This is a genomic window from Pedococcus sp. P2_F6, assembly GCF_056403675.1.
On the sequence record NZ_JBFUEZ010000001.1, the window covers coordinates 37,817 to 57,425 of the forward strand.

The window sequence follows — 19,609 nt, forward strand, 5'->3', positions numbered from 1 at the left end:
GCGGCCATCCTCGCACGGCCGGGACGGCGCGGGACCACCGCTTGCGCGGCCGTCGGGGGCCAATGGCAGGATTGCGGGCGTGACCGTAGCCGAGACTGCCGAGACTGCCGAGAACGCCGACACCGCCGAGAACGCCGACACCCTGACGTCTGCCGAGTTCTGGTTCGACCCGTTGTGCCCGTGGGCGTGGATGACCTCTCGCTGGGGCATGGAGGTCGAGCGGGTCCGCCCCGTCGACATCACCTGGTCGGTGATGAGCCTGTCCGTGCTCAACGAGGACCGAGACCTGCCCGACGGCTACCGCGAGATGATGGACCGCGGTTGGGGCCCGGTGCGCGTGATCATCGCCGCGGCCCGCGAGCACGGTGACAAGGTGATCAAGCCGCTCTACGACGCCATGGGCACCCGGATCCACCTTGAGGGCGAGCGCGACTACGCCAAGGTGATCGTCCCGGCACTCGAAGAGGTGGGCCTGCCGCCCGAGCTCGCTGACTTCGCCGACAGCGACCTCGTGGACGACGAGCTGCGCGCCAGCCACCAGCGCGCCATCGACCTGGTGGGCGACGAGGTCGGCACCCCGGTGATCGCGGTCGACGGCCAGGCCTTCTTCGGCCCTGTCGTGAGCCCGGCGCCCAAGGGTGAGGACGCCGGACGCCTCTGGGACGGTTGCGTCCTGGTCGCCTCGACTCCCGGGTTCTTCGAGCTCAAGCGGTCCCGCAACGTCGGCCCCATCTTCGACTGAGGAGCACACCATGCGCGTACACATCGGCGGCGACCACGCGGCATACGACCTGCTCGGCGAGCTGGTCACCTTCCTCGAGGCCGAGGGTCACGAGGTGACCAACCACGGGCCCCACACCCTGGATGCCGAGGACGACTACCCCGTCTTCGTGCTCCGGGCTGCCGAGGCCGTCGCGGCCGACCCCGAGTCGCTCGGTGTCGTGCTCGGAGGCTCCGGAAACGGTGAGCAGATGGCCGCCAACAAGGTCAAGGGCATCCGTGCGGCCCTGTGCTACAACGCCGAGCTTGCCACCCTCGCCCGTGAGCACAACAACGCCCAGGTCATCTCGATCGGCGGTCGGATGAACACGGTCGAGGAGGCCAAGGCGATGGTCGCTGCCTTCCTCGCCACCCCGTTCTCCGGCGCTCCACGGCACCAACGGCGGATCGACATGGTCAGCGCCTACGAGCACGACGGCACGCTGCCCCCGCAGCCCTGATCTGCGTGGATGATGCGCGCGACGGGGTGAGCTCCGACTACTGTTGACGGATGGGCTGGAACAGGGGCCGGCCCGCCCGCAGACGTCAAGGGTGCCCCCGCACCTGCCTTGCCGAAGGATCTCACCGTGGACATCGACAGGACGGTGCTAGCTCGCCGCTCCGTGATGTCCCGCGTCCAGCGCGGCCGGGTCAGGTTCGTGCGCTGGGGGCAGGCCGTCACCGCCATCGGCATCGTCGTCGTCACCGCGGGCCTGTGCTGGGCCATGGTGCGGTGGACGAACTACGTCCCGTTCTCGACCTACGTCCCGCTGGCCGTCCTCGCCGGACTGTTCCTCACCCCGAGGGTGCTGGCTGTCGTCGACGGCGCCATCCTCATCGCAGGTGGCTACACGATCTGGGAGAGGGAGATCACCCAGCCGGCCCTGTTGGGCGCCTATGCCGTCCTGACCCTCGTCATGATCATCATGTTCTCGGTCGCCACGTCGCGGGCCAGGCTCGGCGTGCAGGGAAACCTCGGCGAGTCGATGCTGGTCGACCTTCGCGACCGCCTGCGGACCCAGGGCGAGCTCCCCGAGCTGCCCGCCGGATGGGGAGCCGAGCTGTCGGTCCTGTCGGCCTACGGCGACTCCTTCTCCGGGGACTTCCTCGTCACGAGCAGGTCCGACGACGTCCTCGAGGTCGTGCTCGTCGACGTCTCGGGCAAGGGAATCGCAGCCGGCACCCGGTCGCTGTTGCTGTCCGGCGCGTTCGGCGGCCTGCTCGGGTCGATGCCCTACGACCGGTTCCTCCCGGCGGCGAACTCCTACCTGCTGCGCCAGGACTGGGAGGAGGGGTTCGCCACCGCGGCGCACGCCATGATCAACCTGACCACCGGTGAGTTCAGCCTCGGCTCCGCCGGGCACCCGCCGGGGGTGCGGTTCTCAGCCGGCTCGGGCCGGTGGGAGGTGCTCGAGGTCGAGGAGGGTCCCGTCCTAGGCGTCACCGAAGGCCCGGCCTTTCCGCGGATCCAGGGCCACCTGGGCCGTGGTGACGCGCTGCTGCTCTACACCGACGGAGTCATCGAGGTCCGCAACCGTGACCTGCGCGACGGGATCGACCGGATGCTCGGGACCGCTGAGCGGATGATCGGCAAGGGCTTCGAAGGCATGGCGGCCAAGATGTGCGCAGCCGCCCGTGCGGGCGAGACCGACGACCGGGCTGCCGTGCTCGTCTGGAGACGCTGAACAACCAGGCGGGTCACGGCCCGACCCTCACCCCGCCGCGGTGGCTGCCTGGCGCTGGGCGGCGCGGCGGGTGATGTCGGCGCACTCGATGCAGACCGACTCGGGAATCACACCCAGCCGCATCAACCAGCCGAACACGATGCACCCCACACACACCCCGGCAAGGGCCTCCAACGCGGGGAAGACCACCATCACGACGCCGATCAGCACCACCGGAACGCTCGTGCCGGCGAGCCACAGGATGGTGGCTGCCGAGGTGAACGCCGCGCCCACGGCCGCGGCGAACCGCTTGGGTGGTCCGGCGGTGTACCGCGGCGTGGCGGACACCCTTGGCCGGACCCAGCGGTTCACGAGGATCGCCACGGGGCTGGCCGACGGCCCCCAGCCGGTGCGGAGCACGAAGTCCACCGCGAGCACGGCATACAGCCACCACTGATGCGCGGCGAGGGCGACGACACCCAGCACGAGGACGACGGCCGCGATGAGGCGCACGGTGACGTCGTCGACGATGTTGGGGAACCGGGAGATACGCATGTAGACATTATGGGTTACATAAGTGCTGGTTATCCATCGCTGTGTCGCAGGTCAAGACGCGGCGCTGCCGCCGCGTCCCAGGCTGCCTAGGCTGGTGCAGTGGACGGTGTCGTGGAGGGTGACGTGAAGGGCGACGGACGGGTGCGTTCCTACAACGCGCGCCGGGGTCGCCTCTCGGCGCTCACCCTCGAACGCATGGCAGTCCTCGGCCCCCGTCACTCGATCGCGGCGGACGGGCCCCTGGTCGCCCAGGAGGCCTTCGGTCGGGTCGCCCCGGTCGTGCTGGAGATCGGCTGCGGCCACGGAGCAGCGGCGCTCGCCTACGCCGCCACCCACCCGGCGCACGACCTGCTCGCGGTCGACGTCTTCACCCCGGCCCTGGCACGGATGCTGGCCGAGGCGGACCGACGCGGCCTGACCAACCTGTGGATGCACCGCGGTGACGCCGTGGAGCTGCTGGCGCAGCGGGTTGGCGTCGCGTCGCTGGCCGGGATCCACGTCTTCTTCCCCGACCCGTGGCCCAAGGCCAAGCACGCCAGGAGGCGCTTCATCTCCCGCGAGACGCTGGACCTCATCGCTTCGCGGCTGGCCCCCGGTGGCAGCCTGCTCGTGGCCACCGACCACGACGGGTATGCCGCGCACGTGCGGTCGGTGTTCGCGGCGCGGGGCGGGTTCGAGGTGACCGAGGGTGAGCGACCGCCGTGGCGGCCGACCGACGGCTTCGAGGCCAAGGGGCTGGAAGCCGGACGACGGGTGAGCGAGTTCCGCGCGACCCCGCGTTGACACCCGGGACGCTGAACTGGGGAAGAGCACGACCCGTTGGCACGGGAAGGCCCTCGCGCCCCGGGGTGGATCCCGGGACACGAGGGCCTGACTGAGCGGGCGACGAGAATCGAACTCGCGTAGCTAGTTTGGAAGACTAGGGCTCTACCATTGAGCTACGCCCGCGTGGACCGGCCGCCGTCGGGGCGTCAGGTCCGAGGCGTTAGCCTAATGCCCGCGATCGTGTGGCCAGAAATCGGCTCGCCGTCGACGGGGTATGGCGCAGGTTGGTAGCGCGTCCGCTTTGGGAGCGGAAGGCCGCCGGTTCAAATCCGGCTACCCCGACAAACAGCCAAGCCTGCGCAGGCTGCTGCCGGGGGAGCCGGATCAGGGGGCCGGGTCAGGGAGCCAGGGACCCCACTGACCGATCAGCCCTTGCCGCCTCCAGCGCGGAACTGCTGCCAGGCATCGCTCATCCGGTCGGCCTGGCCCTGCGTGAACATGTTCATGCAGGAGTCCTGCGAGTAGTCCATGAAGTTGTGGATCGGGTCGACCCCCGGCGCGGTGCAGGTGTCGGCGCCCACTGGGCAGTCGAACTGCGGGATCGCCTCGGGCGCTGTGTCAGCCACCCAGTCGCCGTTCGCGGCGCATCCGTGGGCGAAGGTGTGCTCGAGCATCAGCCAGTGGCCGGACTCGTGGGTGAGGGTGTCGCCCCCGGTGTACTTCGTGTAGCCCAGTCCTGTCCCGCCAGGCATCGACTCGGCCATCATGACCACGCCGTCGATGTAGTCGCGGCCGTTGTTGTAGCCCTTGGGGAAGTACGCCCAGCCGAGCAGGCCGCCACCCTGGGTCCCGTAGACGTTCAGGGTCGTGGCGTCACCGGTGTACAGCGCCCTCTTCATGTCGCGCTCAGCACCGCTGCCGGGGACTGCCGCGTACCACGCCGGGTTGGTCGTCCAGGTCGTGTCGACCAGCCGGAAGCGGAAGGGGGTGTCGGCTGCGTCGGAGGCCGTCGCGCCGGAGTACGAGTCGTTGAGCACCTTCATCTGGGCGGCAATGAGCTTCTGCCAGCGCGCCTTCTCCGCCGCGGTGAAGGCATCCTTGTCGACCATGTGGAAGACGGTGTCGATGCGCACACTGCCGTCGGCCAGGGTGGGCAGGTCATTGAGGACTCCGTAGGCGTTGGCCTCGTTCTTGGGGTAGAGCGCGGGCTCGGCGGCGGTGGAGCCGGGCTTGACCCTCGCGCCGCTGGCTCCGGCGTCGGCTGAACCGGGCAGGCAGGCGGCGACACCGGGTGAGGTGACAGCGGCTGCGTTCACGCTGGCAGCCGTGCCACCGCCCAGGAGGGCGAGCGCGCCGGCGGCGGTCAGTACGGCCAGGCGGAACGGGGTGCGGATACGCATGGATGTTCCCTTCGACAGATGAGCCCCGTCGTGCGGTGACGTGGGGTTTTGTGGACGTTACCCGGCGAAATGTCCCGGCGGGACGTACCGATGACGGAGAATTTCCTTCGACGCGGGAGGCGAACGGTGCCGCACGACGGTCACAGGCCGTACTCCTCCAGCAGGCGCAACCAGATCTCGCTCATGGTGGGATACGAGGGCACCGCGTGCCACAGGGACGTGAGCGGCACCTTCCCGACGATCGCCACGGTGGCCGCGTGGACGAGGTCGGCGACGTCCTGCCCGACGAACGTGGCCCCGACGAGGACGCCGCCGTCCTCGTCGACCACGATCCGCGCCTGGCCCTGGTAGCCCTCCGCCTGCAGCCCCGGACCTGCGGCCGAGTCCATCGGCAGGTCCACGACCCGGACTCGTAGCCCGCGTTCCCGCGCCTGCTCCTCGGTGAGACCCACGGAGGCCACCTCCGGGTCGGTGAAGACCACCTGGGGTGACCCCACAGCCACTGCCCACGGCGTGGTCCGGGTGGGGTCGGGCTCGCGCCCGGCCGCACGGGCGCCGACGAGGTCGCCGACCGCGCGGGCCTGGTACTTCCCCATGTGTGTGAGGAGGACCTGACCGTTGACGTCGCCCACGGCATACAGCCACGGCTGGTCGCCGGGGACGCCCTCGACCTCCATCTGCTCCGTGACCTGGACGTATCCCTCGTCGTCGAGCTGGCCGCCGACCGCCTCGACGCCGAGGGACTCGGTCGCGGGGGTCCGGCCGACGGCCACGAGGAGCTCGTCGGCGATGACGCTCGTGCCACTGGACAGCTCCACGGTGATCTCGCCGGTCGGTCCGAGTCGGGAGACGGACTCCGCCTTGGTCCCGAGCCGGAGGTCGACGCCGTCACGCTCGAGGGCTTCGGCGACCGCCTGGCCCGCGAAGGCTTCGTTGCCGCCCAGCAGTCCGTCGTTGATCTCGATCATGGTCACGGTCGAACCGAGTGCGGCGTAGACCTGGGCGAGCTCGCAGGCGACCACACCCCCGCCGAGCACCGCGAGCCGCTCGGGGATGCGCCGACTCGTCGTGGCTTCCCGGTTGGTCCACGGTCTCGACTCACGAAGGCCCGGGATCGGCGGGACGGTGGGAGCCGTGCCGGTGGCCAGGATCACCGCGTGACGGGCCCGGATGGTGCGGCCGTCGACCTCCACGGTGCGCTCGGCGACCAGGCGGCCCTCACCGCGCAGGAGGGTGATGCCCACGTGGTCGAGCCAGCCGACCTGACCGCTGTCGTCGAAGGTGTCGCTGGTGCCCACCCTGTTGACCCACGAGTCCCGGCGGGCGAGCACTCCTTGCGGGTCGAGGTGGGCGCCCTCGGAGCCCTGCACCCGCTGCGAGGCCCGGGTGGCGTGGATCGGCCGCAGCAGTGCCTTGCTGGGGGAGCAGGCGTAGAAGCTGCACTCACCGCCCACGAGGTGCTTCTCGATGATCGCAACCGTCAGTCCGGCCTTGTGAGCGCGGTCGGCAGCGTTCTCGCCCACGGCGCCGGCCCCGACGACGATGACGTCCCACTCCTGCGGCGCGTCGGACACGCTCTGATCTGGCATGTCCTCAACGTAGACGGCGAGTCCGAGGAGTGCTCGGCGGCGGGATGTGGGCCCCGGCCGCGACGGCCCCGGGGGATGGTCCCCCGGGGCCGTCGGCGTGACTGGTCAGGGTCAGAACGCTGAGGTGCCGTTCGGGGTGCCCAGACCGGTGGGGCCGTCCCAGCCGGCCTTGGCGGTGCACCAGGAGGCGCACGTCCCGTTGGATCCCGAGGTCACGTCGAACAGGCCCGCCGGGTTGGCGTACGGCAGCGTGTTCGCAGAACCGGCGGTGTTGCCGCTCAGCGCGTAGACCGAGGCGACGATCGGCGCCGACAGGCTGGTGCCGCCGTACTGGGCCCACGAGGACGAGGTCCTCGACGTCGGGGCGTACGTGGCCAGTCCGGTCGCCGGGTCGGCCACGGCAGAGACGTCCGCGATGGCACGACCGCTGCAGCTGGTCATCGCCGAGGTCTGACCGGCCGGTGCGGCGTTGAGGGTGGTGCAGCCCGAGCCGGCTCCGTTCCACGCCGACTCCGACCACCCGCGGGCGCTGGAGTCCTTGACCAGGGAGGTCCCCCCGATGGCCGTCACGTAGTGCGAGGACGCGGGGAAGCTGCCGCCCTGGTACCCGTTGTCACCGGTCGACGCGGTCACGGCGATGCCGGGGTGGTTGTATGCCGCGCCGTACGAGCTGTCGGGAAGGTCACCTCCGCCGTAGCTGTTCGAGATGGCTGCGACGCCGGGCTGCTGGGCCGCGGTGTTCACGGCCGCCCCGAGGTCGGTGAGGCTGGCGCTGTTGGCCTGGACCAGGACGATCTTGCAGCCCGGGCAGGTCGCCGACACGGCGTCGAGGTCGAGTGCCTGCTCGCCGGCCCAGCCGACGTTGAAGCGGGGCAAGGACGTCCCGCCCGTCTGGTTGATGATGCGCAGACAGCCGTTGGCGGTGGTGCAGGCGGACAGGCCCCACTGGGCGCGGTAGACGCCGAGGTCGCGCTCCGCGTTCGGGTAGCCGTAGGCGTCGACGATCGCGACCGTCCGACCGCCGGCGGGCAGCCCGGTCACCTTGTAGGCGCTCTGGATGTCGGTGGGGGTCTTGCCCGAGATCGCATGAGGCGTGACCACCGCGCCCGCGGTGCTGACCGCCCGACCGCTGGCGTCGACCAGCTTGAGTGCGTGGCACGCCGCGACCGTGGGCGAGCTGGGGGTCGCGCACACGCGTTGGGCGTGGGCGCTGGGGGAGGGGGCTGCCGAAGCGGCGGTGACCGCGGTCGTGACGAGCCCCAGGGATGCCGAGGCCGCCAACGCGACAGAGAGGATCTGCGTACGCATACGAGGTGTCTCCTGACATGGAAGGGGGCGGCCACTACCGCCCCACGCGTCGAAAGACTCACGGCGAAGGCCTGGTCTGGCAATGGATGTTTGCGGCCAAAGCGGTTGCAGGGGAAGAAATGGGATGACGGTGGGACGGCAGTGGGATGCCGCAGGGAGATCCTTGACGCAAAGTCGTGACGGATGTCATGGGCGCCCGGGCGAGCGGTGTGGCCGCGAGCCCACGCGGCATACTCCTGAGGCTGGTGTGCCGCCGGTTCGGAGCGTGGGCGCGCAGCGGCTACGATGAGGCGTTGGCCCGGTCGCCGCCTGTCACAGCCGGCGCAGCGGGCCTTCGCATTGCCCCACCGTGAGGTGACGGGCAGTGCCCCGCACCAGGGGCACGCCCAGCACCAGCGCAGAAGCACCCACGCCCAACACGTACGCATCACGCCCCCCACGACCTTGGAGTATCCCGCAGTGAAGAGTGCCGTCGAGACCCTCAACCCGACCCGGGTCAAGCTGACCGTCGAGGTGCCGTTCGAGGAGCTCAAGCCGAGCCTCGACGCCGCCTACGCCACCATCGGCTCGCAGATCCAGGTGCCCGGATTCCGCAAGGGCAAGGTTCCCTCGCGCATCATCGACCAGCGGGTCGGTCGCGGCGCGGTCCTGCAGGAGGCCGTCAACGAGGCGCTGCCGCAGTTCTACGGCCAGGCCGTCGAGGAGAACAAGGTCCGTCCGATCGGGCAGCCCGAGGTCGACGTGACCGAGGTGCCGGCCGAGGACGGCCAGGAGCTCAAGTTCACCGTCGAGGTCGACGTGCGTCCCGAGGTGCAGCTCCCCGACGACTTCAGCGGGATCACCGTCGAGGTCGACGAGGCCAAGGCGTCCAATGAGGACGTCGAGGCCCGGCTCATCGCGCTGCAGGAGCGGTTCGGCACCCTCAAGGGTGTCGAGCGCCCCGTCGAGAACGGTGACTTCGTCTCCATCGACCTCAAGGCCACGATCGGCGAGGACGAGATCGACTCCGTGACCGGCATCTCCTACGAGGTCGGCTCGGGCAACATGCTCGACGGGCTCGACGAGGCGCTGACCGGGATGGCAGCCGAGGAGACCAAGTCCTTCACGGCGCCCCTCGCCGGTGGCGACCGCGAGGGCGAGGACGCCGACGTGGTCGTGACCGTGCAGTCGGTCAAGGTCCGCGAGCTGCCTCCGCTCGACGACGACTTCGCCCAGTTGGCGTCGGAGTTCGACACCCTCAAGGAGCTGCGCGAGGACGTCACCAAGCAGGCCGACCAGGCCGCCAGGTTCGAGCAGGGCGTCCAGGCCCGCGACAAGGTGCTCGAGCACCTCCTCGACACCATCGACATCCCGGTGCCGGACGGCGTCGTGGAGGCCGAGGTCAACCAGCACCTCGAGGGCGAGAACCGCCTCGAGGACGCCGAGCACCGTGCCGAGGTCGACGCCAACACCCGCAAGGCGCTCAAGGCCCAGTTCCTCCTCGACGCGATCGCGGAGAAGACCGAGGTCAAGGTCGAGCAGCCCGAGCTCATCGAGTACCTCGTCATGTCCGCCCAGCAGTACGGCATGGACCCGAACCAGTTCGCCCAGGCCATCGACCAGCAGGGTCAGGTGCCCGCGATGGTGGCCGAGGTCGCTCGTCGCAAGGCGCTCGCCGCCGTCCTCGAGCAGGCCACGGTCGTCGACACGGCCGGCCAGCCGGTGGACCTCAACGAGGTCACGGCCACCGACGTCGCCTCGCAGCTGTTCGAGGGTGACCACGAGGGCCACGACCACGGCGACCACGAGGGTCACGACCACGCCTGATCGAGTCAGAACGGGGTCATAACAACCCATAACGTATGCCGCTCAGCCCTTCATAGGGTGAGCGGCATACGTCATTTGGGTGACCCGCATCAGCGCCGCCACACCGGACCATGAGGCATGGACATCAACTCCTTCCACAAGCTGCGGACCGCGGTGCAGGAGAACGCCCACCCGGCGGACCAGCTCGCGACCACCAGGCTTCGCCACGCGCTGCACGCAGCCCTCAATGCGAGCGGGTTGTTCGACGAGGTCGAGTTCGGGCACACCGAGGACCCGACCCAGCTGGTGATCGGGGTCTGCCGCTGCGCCGACGACGTGCTGCCGTGGGAGGCGGGCATGGGGGTCGAGCGGCTCTGGCTGTCCGTGGCCACCGACGTGCCGTGGGAGGCCCACACGATCGGGTGCACCGACAGCCTCATGGAGTTCGAGGGGGCGGTCACCGTGGACGACAGTGGCCACTTCATCACGGTCCACGTGGTGGCAGAGCCGTCTGCCACGACCATGGACGCCATCGTGGCCCGCCGGGCCGCCGACGAGGCAGCGGCGCCGGTCGGCGCCGAGTCAGAGCCCGCCCGCGGCTGAGCAGCCGGCGACCGAGCAGCCGGCGACCGAGCAGCCGGCGACCGAGCAGCCCGCGACCGAGCAGCCCGCGACCGAGCCGCCGGCGACCGAGCCGGCTCAGCGGGACGCAGGCGGAGCGGTCGTCGTCCCGATCCGCAGGTCGGTCGGTTGCACCGCGTCGTCGGGGCGCTGGCCGTCGAGCAGCTGACGCAACATCTCGCCCATCAGCCGACCCTTGGCGAGGCCGTGCTGGTCGATGGTGGTGAGCGTGCCCGCGAACCACGGCAGCTCGACCCCGTCGAACCCGGTCACGCTGAGGTCGCCGGGAACGCTCAGGCCGAGCTCTCCCGCGGCGCGCACGACACCCATCGCGAGCAGGTCCGACTGGGCCACGATCGCCGTGGGACGCTGCGCTGGGGGGAGGTCCAGGAGCAGCCGTGCCGCTATCGCGCCCTGCTCCACGTCGGGGATGGCAGTCTGCGCGAGGCGCGGCGTCGCGGGGGTGTCGGTGCTGTCCGCCCCGAAGACGTCCAGGAAACCGAGTGCGCGGTCCCTCGTGTCAGCGAACCCCGCCGTGGCCACGTCGTCCCACGAAGCGGGACCGGTGGGGGAGTCATGCCGCAGCGGCATCATCAGGTGCGCCACGCGCCGGTGCCCCAGGTCGGTCAGGTGACGCCCCAGCGCCGCCGTGGCGCCGCGGTTGTCCAGGGAGAGCTGGGCGACGCGTGGGTCGGCGGGAGACCCGTCCCCCAGCATGGGTATGCCGCGTGCCGCCAGGTGGTCCACCGCAGGGTTGCTGTCGGGGCCGCACAACGAGAAGACGACGGCATCGAGGGCCGTCGCGGACAGCTGGGTGATCGCGCGTTCGGGGGTGCCTGCGGGCTGGGCGATCAGGAGCATCCCAGCCGGGATCTCGTCGAGCACCTGGGAGAGGCCGTCGAGCACGCTGACGGCGAACGGGTCGCGGAACGCGTGCAGCAGCCGACCCTCGACGACCACGCCCACGACCCCGGACCGGCCCTGACGCAGCGACGACGCGAGGGGGTCCGGCCCGGCATACCCGAGCTGCTCCGCTGCGGCGAGAACGCGCGCCACCGTGCCGGGTGCCACCGGGCCCTTGCCGCTGAAGGCGAGGGAGGCTGTCGACGTCGAAACCCCGGCAGCCTGCGCGACGGCGCGCAGGGTCGGTCGAAGTTGACGGGCGCGACTCATGGGGTAGACACTATCGAATCGATTCGACCGAATCGATTCGATCGCTCCGAAACCATCCCGAAAGAGCATGCAGTGACCCAGCCGACCGCCCCCGACACCGCCCGTGGGGCCACCCCGTCGACCACCGCTTCGACCACCGCTTCGACCACCTCAACCACGGCCCGGGCCATCCAGGCCCGCAACGCCGTCTTCGTGGTCTTTGCGTTGGCCGGCATCGCCTTCGCGACCTTCGCGTCGCGGATCGCGGACAGCAAGGTCCAGCTGGGGCTCACCGCCGGTGAGCTGGGGCTGACCCTGTTCGCGGCGTCCGCAGGCTCGCTCGCGGCGCTGCCCTCGGCGGGTCGCATCGCGGGCAGGTTGGGTGCGTCCCGGACCATCCAGCTGGGCATGGTCTTCGGTTTTGCCGGTCTGGTCGTGATCGCCGCAGCCGTCGACCTGTTCGAGTCGCGCTGGGTCATGGCCGTCGGCCTCTACCTGCTCGGCATGGGCGTCGGGGTCTGGGACGTCGCGATGAACCTCGAGGGTGCGGCGGTCGAACGGCTGCTCGGCAGGACCGTCATGCCGCACTTCCATGCCGCGTTCTCCGGGGGCACCGTCCTGAGTGCACTGGTCGGCGCAGGGATGTCGTGGGGCCATGTCCCCCTGCTCGTGCACTTCGTCGGCGCCATCGCCCTGTCCGCGGTTCTCGGGATCTGGGCCCTGCGTTCCTTCCTGCCCCGCGAGGCCGAGGTCTCGGACCCGGACCAGTCGACGGACGCATCGCCTGCCAAGGCCCGGCCCCGTTCGGCGTGGCTCGAGCCGCGCACCCTGATGATCGGTCTCGTGGTCCTGGCGGCTGCGTTCACCGAAGGCACCGCCAACGACTGGATCTCGGTCGCCTTCGTCGAGGGTCACGGCGTCCCGGCCTGGGCGGGCGTGCTCGCCTTCGCCTCGTTCCTGGCCTTCATGACCCTCGGCCGGCTGGTCGGGACGCGGTTGCTCGACACCTACGGTCGCGTCCCGGTGCTGCGCGTCACCTTCGCCCTGGCTGCGGTCGGTTCACTCATGGTGATCTTCGGGCCGGCCTGGATGGCCTACGCCGGTACCGCCGTGTGGGGCGTCGGCGCGTCGCTGGGCTTCCCCGTGGGGATGAGCGCCTCGGCGGACGACCCCGCCCGCGCCGCTGCCCGCATGTCGGTTGTCGCGACGATCGGCTACACCGCCTTCATCGCCGGACCGCCCATGCTCGGCTTCCTCGGCGACCACTTCACGGTGCTCCGCGCCCTGATCGCCGTCACGGGCATGGTCGCGCTCGCCATGCTCGTCATCCCGGCCACCCGCGAGCTGGCGCGCGTCCGCGCGTCCGAGCCGGTGAGCCCTCCCTCAGCTTGAGTGCTGTGCGCTCAGGGCGAACATGGAGCGGATCGGGGACTTCTGCCCACCACGACCGCGTTAGGGTCACTGACAGGCAAGGACCTCAAGTGATGGAGACATGGTGAACGAGATTGTCGCCGCGGGCGAGGGCCCGCAGGGTGGTCTGGACGACCACATCTACAACCGTCTGCTCAAGGAGCGGATCATCTTCCTCGGCTCCGACGTGCGCGACGACAACGCGAACGCGATCTGCGCGCAGCTGCTGCTGCTCGCAGCGGAGGACCCGGGCAAGGACATCTGGCTCTACATCAACAGCCCCGGCGGCTCCATCTCCGCGGGCATGGCGATCTACGACACGATGAAGTGGATCCCCAACGACGTGGCCACGGTCGCGATGGGCATGGCCGCCTCGATGGGGCAGTTCCTGCTCTCCGCCGGCACCCACGGCAAGCGCTACGCCACGCCGCACGCCCGCGTGATGATGCACCAGCCGTCCGGTGGCATCGGGGGCACCGCCTCCGACATCAAGATCCAGGCCGAGCAGATGCTCTACGTCAAGCGCCAGATGGCCGAGCTGATCGCCGAGCACACCGGTCAGACCAAGGAACAGATCGAGAAGGACTCCGACCGCGACCGCTGGTTCAGCGCCGAGGAGGCCAAGGAGTACGGCTTCGTCGACCACGTGTTCAGCAGTGCCGCCCAGGCCGGTGGCCGTGGCGGCAGCGACGACAACCCGGTCACCCGGGACAAGTGAGGGATCGACACATGAACGCCAACATCAACCCCTCCATGCACGGCGGACGCCAGGGCGGTCTGCAGGTGCCCGGACCGTCGAGCCGCTACATCCTGCCGTCCTTCGAGGAGCGCACCTCCTACGGCATGAAGCGGCTGGACCCCTACACCAAGCTCTTCGAGGACCGCATCATCTTCCTCGGCGTGCAGGTCGACGACGCGTCCGCGGACGACGTCATCGCCCAGCTGATCGTCCTGGAGTCCCAGGACCCCGACCGCGACATCCTGATGTACATCAACAGCCCCGGTGGCTCGTTCACCGCGATGGCCGCGATCTACGACACGATGCAGTACATCCGTCCCGACGTGCAGACGTTCGTCATCGGACAGGCCGCCTCGGCCGCCGCGGTGCTCCTGTCGGCCGGCGCCAAGGGCAAGCGGTTCGCCCTGCCCAACGCGCGGATCCTCATCCACCAGCCGGCCCTCGAGGGCGGCATGGGTGGCCAGGCCTCCGACATCGAGATCCAGGCCAACGAGGTGCTCCGCATGCGCACCTGGCTCGAGGAGACGTGGGCCAAGCACTCCGGGCGCACGGTGGAGCAGGTCCGCAACGACATCGAGCGCGACAAGATCCTGTCTGCCGAGGAAGCCAAGGAGTACGGCCTCATCGACGAGGTCCTCGCGTCCCGCAAGGGCACCCTCGAGGGCTGACCCTCACCGGGGGCCTTCGTCCCCGACCGCGCACCATCCGGTATGCCGCCCGCTCACCTCGAGCGGGCGGCATACCGGCGTGTGGGCGTCTCGGAACGGCACACTGGTGGGGTGCGTCCGACCGCCATGAAGCGTGCGCTGCTCGTCGTCCCGCTGATGTTCGCCGCCCTGCTGGTGCTGCCGTCGGCTCCCGCGTGGGCGTGCTCGTGCGCCTCCGCGACACCGGTGCAGTGGGTGGATCGGTCCGACGTCGTGCTGCGGGGCACCCTCGAGGACGTGGACAAGCCGTCGGGGCCGGCAGTGCTGCAGCCGAGCGATCCCAGCGTGACGTACCGGTTCGCCGTCTCGGAGGTGTTTCGCGGTGAGGCCATGGAGACGACCTACGTGAGCTCCAGTGCCTCTGGGGCGTCGTGCGGACTGGAGGGCCTGCAGCCGGGGCGTGAGTACGTGGTCTTCGCCCAGACCCGCGGCGACACGCTCTGGGCCGGCCTGTGCGGCGGAACAGCCAGGGCGGCCAGCGGGCTGGTCGCGGACGTGCGGGAGGTCACCGGCCCGGGCCACGAAGCCGTGCGACCCGGTCTCGTCGACGAGGCAGCGCGGCCCCCTGGCGCCGTCTCGGCAGCCCCCGAGGGTGCCTGGCTGGTGCCCCTGGTCGGCGGTGGCGTGCTCGCCCTGGTGCTCGTCGGTGCGCTGGTCGTGGTGCTGCGCCGGGGTCGCCGACGCGCCTGAGAGGGCGGCCGATCGGCCTGGCGGCGCCTTGTCCGCCCTCAGCGGACAAGGGCGACGAACACCCGACTCGGCGGTTTCAATGGAGCGAAGGCGGTACTTCGCGCTGTAGCGTCGGAGCGTTGCCCGTCCGAAGGGGAGGGGTGCACCGTCAGGCACATTCGTCAGACAGCTCGTCAGACAGACCGGAGGACTTCGCGTGGCACGCATGGGAGAAAGCGGCGACCTGTTGAAGTGCTCGTTCTGCGGCAAGAGCCAGAAGCAGGTCAAGAAGCTCATCGCCGGTCCGGGCGTCTACATCTGCGACGAGTGCATCGACCTGTGCAACGAGATCATCGAGGAGGAGCTCGCCGAGTCCTCCGAGCTGGGCCTCGACGAGCTGCCCAAGCCGCGCGAGATCTTCGAGTTCCTCGAGAACTACGTGGTCGGCCAGGACGTGGCCAAGCGGTCCCTGGCTGTCGCGGTCTACAACCACTACAAGCGGATCCAGGCTGGCGAGGCGGGCGGCAAGAAGGACGCCGAGTCGGTCGACATCGCCAAGTCCAACATCCTGCTCATCGGCCCCACGGGGTGTGGCAAGACCTACCTCGCGCAGACGCTGGCCAAGATGCTCAACGTCCCGTTCGCCATCGCGGACGCGACCGCCCTGACCGAGGCCGGCTATGTCGGCGAGGACGTCGAGAACATCCTCCTCAAGCTCATCCAGGCCGCGGACTACGACGTCAAGAAGGCCGAGACGGGCATCATCTACATCGACGAGGTCGACAAGATCGCCCGCAAGAGCGAGAACCCGTCCATCACCCGCGACGTCTCCGGCGAGGGCGTGCAGCAGGCCCTCCTGAAGATCCTCGAGGGCACGACTGCGTCGGTCCCGCCGCAGGGCGGTCGCAAGCACCCCCACCAGGAGTTCATCCAGATCGACACGACCAACGTGCTGTTCATCGTGGGTGGCGCGTTCGCCGGTCTCGAGAAGCTCATCGAGTCGCGCAACGGCAAGAAGGGTCTGGGCTTCGGCTCCGAGCTGCACAACCCCAAGGACCTGGCCGACTCGATCCACGAGGTGATGCCCGAGGACCTGATGAAGTTCGGGCTCATCCCCGAGTTCATCGGCCGCCTCCCGGTCATCACCACGGTCAGTCCGCTGGACCAGGAGTCGCTCGTGACGATCCTGTCCAAGCCGCGCAACGCGCTGGTCAAGCAGTACAAGAAGATGTTCGAGATCGACAACGTCGAGCTCGAGTTCACCGACGACGCCCTCGAGGCCATCGCCGATCAGGCCCTCAAGCGCGGCACTGGTGCCCGCGGCCTGCGCGCGATCATGGAGGAGGTGCTCATGCCGGTGATGTTCGACGTCCCGAGCGACGAGGGCATCTCCCGCGTCGTCGTCAGCCGCGAGGTCGTCCTCGACAACGTGCTGCCGACGATCGTTCGGCGCGACGAGGAACCCAAGCGCACCCGCAAGCGCTCCGCCTGACACCCTGGCCGCGGCGTCGCCCGACGACGTGATGCTCGCCGGTGGTCACCAACCGCCCGTTCGGGGGGTCTGGTGACGTGCAGGTGGCAACAGGTCGGGTGAGACCGGTCAGTGGTGGGGGCTGTCGTCGCGGCTCAGCAGCCAGACGCTGAAGGTGAGCAGCGCCACGGCTGCGATCGCGGCATACGTGAGCGACACCTCGCCCTTCACCCCCTGCTGGCCGGACAGCATCGCCACCGCCCAGAAGGGGACCGTCGCGGCCGCGACCACGGCGCCGCGACGGGCCCACCGCCGCAGGCTGAGCCGCGGGACGGGCACGGCCCCCGGCAGGCTGGCGGCGAGGCTCGCGGTGAGGTGCAGGACCAGGCCCGCCCAGGCCGCGGCGAGAAGGGTCGCCCAGGCAGTCGTGCTGCCCGGGACGGGTACGGCGGCGAGCCAGTGCAGGGCGTGGCCACCGAGCAGGACCGTCACGAGCCCGGAGTCCGGCTCGACCGCCGCGTAGACGGTGAGCGCGACGAGGACCACCGCGGCCACGATGATCGGGTGCGGCGAGGCCGCCAGGGTCAGCCCGAGGAGGGCCAGCGAGGCGCTGACGAGCACCCCACGGAGCACGAGCTGGGAACGCGACATCAGCGACTCACCACCCGGGGCGCCCGGGAGCGGCGGCCGAGGTCGCGCAGCACGAGGTCGAGGGTCCCGGGGCCTGCCCAGGGGACGATCGGCACACCGGTCTGACGGGCCCGGCTCATCTCGTGGCTGCGTTCGAGGAGGCGAAGCCGCCACGCCAGCCGGGTCTCGGTGGGCTGGTCGGCGGCGGCTGGGGACAGCTGGGCCAGCGAGGCCTCGGGGATGTCCGGTCGGGCGAGGTCGGCCGGCAGAGTGTCGACGGTGACCACCGAGATCCCACGCCGCGACAGAGAGACGGCGTGGGCCAGGATCGCGGGGGAGATGGCGGGGGTGAGGATGACCGCGAGGGTCCCGGCCGACACGTGGTGGCGAAGCTGCGAGCGCAACCTCTTCTCGTCGCTCACCGTGCTGTCGGCGACCCGGACCCAGGCAAGGACGTCGAGCAGGCGGCGCAGGTGGTGGCTCCCGGCGGCAGCCTTGACGTGCGGCAGGTCCTTGGCGCCCAGCACGAGCAGCCCGACCCGGTCCCCGGTCCGCAGGTAGTGCTCGGCGATGGCCCCGGCTGCGCGAACGGCGTTGTCCAGGCTGCTGCTCGACCCGCCGACTCCTTCGCTGCGGCCGATGTCGTTCATGGCGTCGACGAGCAGCAGGATCTCGCTGTCCTGGTCGGCGTGGGTCGCGGTGACGTGCAGCTCCCCGGTGCGCACCGACACCGGCCAGTGCACGCGGCGCAGCCGGTCCCCGAAGCGGAACGGGCGGATCTGGTCGAGCTCGCCGCCGTCACCCGGGTGGTGCGAGCGGTTCTGCCCGACGAGGCCATCAGGCCGTGGGACGGGCACGCGGGCCGTGAACGTGTCGGGCAGTGGCACCGTCGGGATCGCCGGGAGGGAGACGGCCTCGGGCTCCCACCGGAAGGCGCCGAACGCCCCGCTCACGGCCACGGTCGCCGGTCCCAGCGGACGATGGCCCCAGCGAGTGCTCTGGCAGACGACTTCGAGGGACTTCGGTGCAGCGGTGTCGGCGCCGAACGCCGTTGCAGCGGCACGGAATCCGGGGCTGAACGTCGTGTGGGGCGTCGGCAGCAGGACCAGGCCTGCCTCCTCGACGCCGGGGCCGGGCGCGATGGTGGCGACCCACTTGGTGGCCTGGCCCTCGCGCAGCAACGGATGGGCCACGGCCGCGTGCGCTGCGGGCGACCCCGCCGGTCGGACCGCGGTCGCCCACAGCCCCACGAGGAGCAACGGGGTCCCGAGCACGAGGGCGTCGGGGCGGCGCAGCACGACGCCCGCGCCGACGAGCAGCAGCCCGAGGAACAGGGCCCGGATGTGTGCCGACGTCACCCGCCAGCGCGCTTCCAGCCGGCGTCCGGGTACCGCCGTCACGGACGCTCGAAACCGGTCCGCGGGCCGGCTGCGGTGGCGGTGGGCGTGGGCACCGAGGTGAGCACGCTGTCGACGACGCTGGCGGCGGACACGTCGTTCATCCACAGCTCGGGGCGCACGGTGACGCGGTGGTCGAGGCAGGCGTGGGCCACGGCTTTGACGTCCTCGGGGGTGACGTAGTCGCGGCCGCGCAGCACGGCATACGCCCGGGAGGTCAGGAGCAGCGCGAGCGAGGCGCGCGGGGAGGCGCCCATGAGGAGGTTCTGGTGGGTGCGCGTGGCGGCGACCAGCCGCACGCAGTACTGACCGACGCCCTCGTCGACGGTGACCGTCTCGACCGCCTGCTGCATCTCGATCAGCCCGGGCCCGTCGGTGACGGCGCCGACTTCCTGCGCCTCCTGCTGGCGCGCCATCCGTCGCTGCAGCACCTCCCACTCGTCGGCCGCGTTGGGGTAGCCGAAGCTCACCCTCAACAGGAACCGGTCGAGCTGCGCCTCCGGCAGCGGATAGGTGCCTTCGTACTCGACGGGGTTCGCCGTGGCGAGCACGTGGAACGGCTTCGGGAGCGCGAACGTCTCGCCCTCGACCGTCACCTGCCCCTCCTGCATGGCCTCGAGCAGGGCCGACTGGGTCTTCGGCGGCGTGCGGTTGATCTCGTCGGCGAGGAGCAGCCCGGTGAACAGGGGTCCCTTGCGGAAGGAGAAGTCGTGGGTGCGCTGGTCATAGAGGAACGACCCGGTCAGGTCGCTGGGGAGCAGGTCCGGGGTGAACTGGGCGCGTGCGAAGTCCAGTCCCAGTGCCTGCGCGAAGGACCTCGCCGCGAGGGTCTTGCCCAGCCCGGGGAAGTCCTCCATGAGCACGTGACCACCGGCCAGGATGCCGGACAGGACGATCTCCAGGCTCTGCCGCTTGCCGACGACAGCGCGTTCGACCTCGGCGAGGATGGCGGTCGCGCGGGACGCGACCTGGTCGAGGGTCAGGGTCA

General features: G+C 70.4%; 19 protein-coding genes and 2 tRNA genes. 12 read left to right on the plus strand and 9 right to left on the minus strand.

Features of this window, described 5'->3' with window-relative positions; genetic code table 11:
- Positions 1–190 precede the first annotated feature (190 nt).
- The 3 genes from AC1DWP_RS00170 to AC1DWP_RS00180 all read left to right on the plus strand — a co-directional run bounded on the left by AC1DWP_RS00170 (position 191) and on the right by AC1DWP_RS00180 (position 2,444).
- On the plus strand, positions 191–742 hold the full coding sequence (locus AC1DWP_RS00170) for a mycothiol-dependent nitroreductase Rv2466c family protein (RefSeq protein ID WP_477613402.1): 552 nt from the start codon (positions 191–193) through the stop codon (positions 740–742).
- Between the two features lie 10 nt (positions 743–752).
- Positions 753–1,220 (plus strand): ribose-5-phosphate isomerase, encoded by a 468-nt coding sequence (locus AC1DWP_RS00175; RefSeq protein ID WP_477612438.1) that lies wholly within the window; start codon positions 753–755, stop codon positions 1,218–1,220.
- A gap of 126 nt (positions 1,221–1,346) precedes the next feature.
- Positions 1,347–2,444 (plus strand): PP2C family protein-serine/threonine phosphatase, encoded by a 1,098-nt coding sequence (locus AC1DWP_RS00180; RefSeq protein WP_477612439.1) that lies wholly within the window; start codon positions 1,347–1,349, stop codon positions 2,442–2,444.
- A gap of 27 nt (positions 2,445–2,471) precedes the next feature.
- Here the strand turns inward: AC1DWP_RS00180 and AC1DWP_RS00185 are convergent, their stop codons facing one another.
- The gene (locus AC1DWP_RS00185; RefSeq protein ID WP_477612440.1) at positions 2,472–2,978 is read right to left on the minus strand and encodes a DUF4395 domain-containing protein; all 507 of its coding nucleotides are present in this window, start codon (positions 2,976–2,978) and stop codon (positions 2,472–2,474) included.
- A gap of 99 nt (positions 2,979–3,077) precedes the next feature.
- On the opposite strand from AC1DWP_RS00185, the gene trmB reads away from it, so the two are divergent.
- Positions 3,078–3,761: a tRNA (guanine(46)-N(7))-methyltransferase TrmB gene (gene trmB / locus AC1DWP_RS00190; RefSeq protein WP_477612441.1), complete on the plus strand. Its 684-nt coding sequence runs from the start codon at positions 3,078–3,080 to the stop codon at positions 3,759–3,761.
- Between the two features lie 94 nt (positions 3,762–3,855).
- On the opposite strand, the gene AC1DWP_RS00195 is transcribed toward trmB, so the two are convergent.
- A tRNA-Gly gene (locus AC1DWP_RS00195) sits at positions 3,856–3,926 on the minus strand.
- A gap of 85 nt (positions 3,927–4,011) precedes the next feature.
- Here AC1DWP_RS00195 and AC1DWP_RS00200 point away from each other — a divergent pair.
- Positions 4,012–4,085: transfer RNA gene (locus AC1DWP_RS00200), tRNA-Pro, on the plus strand.
- Between the two features lie 83 nt (positions 4,086–4,168).
- Here AC1DWP_RS00200 and AC1DWP_RS00205 read toward each other — a convergent pair.
- From AC1DWP_RS00205 to AC1DWP_RS00215, 3 genes are all read right to left on the minus strand, one after another.
- Entirely contained in the window at positions 4,169–5,143 is a 975-nt protein-coding gene (locus AC1DWP_RS00205; RefSeq protein ID WP_477612442.1) for a zinc metalloprotease, read from the minus strand.
- Positions 5,144–5,283: 140 nt separating this feature from the next.
- Positions 5,284–6,732 (minus strand): dihydrolipoyl dehydrogenase family protein, encoded by a 1,449-nt coding sequence (locus AC1DWP_RS00210; RefSeq protein ID WP_477612443.1) that lies wholly within the window; start codon positions 6,730–6,732, stop codon positions 5,284–5,286.
- 111 nt (positions 6,733–6,843) lie between these two features.
- A complete protein-coding gene (locus tag AC1DWP_RS00215; RefSeq protein ID WP_477612444.1) occupies positions 6,844–8,040 on the minus strand; it encodes a S53 family peptidase in 1,197 nt (398 codons plus the stop codon).
- 459 nt (positions 8,041–8,499) lie between these two features.
- On the opposite strand from AC1DWP_RS00215, the gene tig reads away from it, so the two are divergent.
- Together tig and AC1DWP_RS00225 are read left to right on the plus strand one after the other, a co-directional pair.
- Entirely contained in the window at positions 8,500–9,846 is a 1,347-nt protein-coding gene (gene tig / locus AC1DWP_RS00220) for a trigger factor (RefSeq protein ID WP_477612445.1), read from the plus strand.
- A 117-nt stretch (positions 9,847–9,963) separates the two neighbouring features.
- Entirely contained in the window at positions 9,964–10,428 is a 465-nt protein-coding gene (locus tag AC1DWP_RS00225; RefSeq protein WP_477612446.1) for a hypothetical protein, read from the plus strand.
- 96 nt (positions 10,429–10,524) lie between these two features.
- Here AC1DWP_RS00225 and AC1DWP_RS00230 read toward each other — a convergent pair whose 3' ends face one another.
- Positions 10,525–11,619 (minus strand): LacI family DNA-binding transcriptional regulator, encoded by a 1,095-nt coding sequence (locus AC1DWP_RS00230; RefSeq protein ID WP_477612447.1) that lies wholly within the window; start codon positions 11,617–11,619, stop codon positions 10,525–10,527.
- A gap of 72 nt (positions 11,620–11,691) precedes the next feature.
- Here AC1DWP_RS00230 and AC1DWP_RS00235 point away from each other — a divergent pair, with 72 nt between their 5' ends.
- The 5 genes from AC1DWP_RS00235 (at position 11,692) to clpX (ending at position 16,615) form a co-directional block, all read left to right on the plus strand.
- Positions 11,692–12,990, plus strand: coding sequence for an MFS transporter (locus AC1DWP_RS00235; protein ID WP_477612448.1), 1,299 nt, complete (start codon positions 11,692–11,694; stop codon positions 12,988–12,990).
- A 100-nt stretch (positions 12,991–13,090) separates the two neighbouring features.
- On the plus strand, positions 13,091–13,726 hold the full coding sequence (locus AC1DWP_RS00240) for an ATP-dependent Clp protease proteolytic subunit (RefSeq protein ID WP_477612449.1): 636 nt from the start codon (positions 13,091–13,093) through the stop codon (positions 13,724–13,726).
- 11 nt (positions 13,727–13,737) lie between these two features.
- A complete protein-coding gene (locus tag AC1DWP_RS00245; RefSeq protein ID WP_477612450.1) occupies positions 13,738–14,415 on the plus strand; it encodes an ATP-dependent Clp protease proteolytic subunit in 678 nt (225 codons plus the stop codon).
- Positions 14,416–14,457: 42 nt separating this feature from the next.
- Complete coding sequence (locus AC1DWP_RS00250; RefSeq protein ID WP_477612451.1) at positions 14,458–15,144, plus strand: hypothetical protein; 687 nt, start codon at positions 14,458–14,460, stop codon at positions 15,142–15,144.
- A gap of 196 nt (positions 15,145–15,340) precedes the next feature.
- On the plus strand, positions 15,341–16,615 hold the full coding sequence (gene clpX, locus AC1DWP_RS00255) for an ATP-dependent Clp protease ATP-binding subunit ClpX (protein ID WP_477612452.1): 1,275 nt from the start codon (positions 15,341–15,343) through the stop codon (positions 16,613–16,615).
- Between the two features lie 108 nt (positions 16,616–16,723).
- Here the strand turns inward: clpX and AC1DWP_RS00260 are convergent, their stop codons facing one another.
- The 3 genes from AC1DWP_RS00260 to AC1DWP_RS00270 are packed head-to-tail and all read right to left on the minus strand — an operon-like array spanning position 16,724 to position 19,604.
- Positions 16,724–17,245 (minus strand): hypothetical protein, encoded by a 522-nt coding sequence (locus AC1DWP_RS00260; RefSeq protein ID WP_477612453.1) that lies wholly within the window; start codon positions 17,243–17,245, stop codon positions 16,724–16,726.
- Positions 17,245–18,582 (minus strand): DUF58 domain-containing protein, encoded by a 1,338-nt coding sequence (locus tag AC1DWP_RS00265; protein WP_477612454.1) that lies wholly within the window; start codon positions 18,580–18,582, stop codon positions 17,245–17,247. Before AC1DWP_RS00265 ends, AC1DWP_RS00260 begins: the two co-directional genes overlap by 1 nt.
- A gap of 38 nt (positions 18,583–18,620) precedes the next feature.
- On the minus strand, positions 18,621–19,604 hold the full coding sequence (locus AC1DWP_RS00270; protein ID WP_477613403.1) for an AAA family ATPase: 984 nt from the start codon (positions 19,602–19,604) through the stop codon (positions 18,621–18,623).
- Positions 19,605–19,609: the final 5 nt, after the last annotated feature.